Source organism: Plesiomonas sp., from assembly GCF_051650925.1.
GTDB lineage: Bacteria > Pseudomonadota > Gammaproteobacteria > Enterobacterales > CAMTGL01 > Plesiomonas.
In genome coordinates this window covers 1-1012 of record NZ_JBOFRH010000348.1, presented here as the reverse complement: position 1 = coordinate 1012, position 1012 = coordinate 1, and the positions used below count along the sequence as shown (strand labels likewise).

The window sequence follows — 1012 nt, the reverse complement described above, 5'->3', positions numbered from 1 at the left end:
GGCTGCGTACCGGCAAATGCTCCTTCTTGCCAGAAGAGCGCGAGTGGATGGATACCCTGCTGCAATGGGGTCTGGTGGATACCTTCCGCGCCCTGCATCCAGATACCCATGATCGCTACTCATGGTTTGATTATCGCTCAAAGGGCTTTGATGATAACCGTGGCCTGCGCATCGACCAGATCTTAGCCACCCAGATGTTAGCCGAGCGCTGCAACGAAGCCGGTATTGATTATCAAACCCGAGGGATGGAAAAACCGTCTGATCATGCGCCTATCTGGGCTAATTTTACGCTCTAATTGCTGCGATCTTGTGAGCTAATGTGGAGTTTTCCCTTCGCTGATATGCGAGATCCGCATGAGTACATAACCGCCTTAAATAGCAACGGGTCGCTGATGCGACCCGTTTTGTTGGTAGATGCCAGATTACTTGCTGGTAACGATTGATGTCAGCACGCCAGTGGCCGTAAATGACGCTGCCAATGATCTTCCCAACACCGAAATCCCCACACTAATAAAAATGTCAGGCCAAGATATAACAGAGCCGCAAAGCTAAAAGCTTCAAACGGTGCATAAAACTGCGCATACACATCGCGCGCCGCACCGGTAATATCAATCACGGTCACTACACTTGCTAACGCCGTGGCATGCAGCATATAAATCACTTCATTGGCATAAGCCGGCAGTGCACGGCGAAACGCCGAGGGCAATATAATCCGCCGCGTCATCTGCCAAGGTGACATACCAAAGGCACGCGCCGCCTCTCGCTCACCGCGCGAAGTGGCTTGCATGGCGCCGCGCAAAATTTCGGTGGTATAGGCCGCGGTATTTAAACCAAAGGCCAGTAAACACGGGTAAATCGGGTCTTGCAGCCAATGCCACCAAACCGTGTGCTGAATCCCCTCAATCATGGTCAGGCCGTAGTAAACCAAATACAGCTGTACCAGTAATGGCGTACCGCGAAACAGATAGGTAAACATCCAGACCAATGATGAGGCGATGCGTGAACGGCTACA

General features: G+C 51.8%; 2 protein-coding genes. One reads left to right on the top strand and one right to left on the bottom strand.

The window, feature by feature from the left end; all coding sequences use genetic code 11:
* Positions 1–296, top strand: a 296-nt coding sequence (locus ACRC27_RS08030; protein WP_438639617.1) for an exodeoxyribonuclease III, incomplete at its 5' end; no start/stop codon positions are given.
* Positions 297–445: 149 nt separating this feature from the next.
* On the opposite strand, the gene ACRC27_RS08025 is transcribed toward ACRC27_RS08030, so the two are convergent.
* On the bottom strand, positions 446–1012 hold a 567-nt coding region (locus ACRC27_RS08025), incomplete at its 5' end, for an ABC transporter permease (protein ID WP_438639616.1).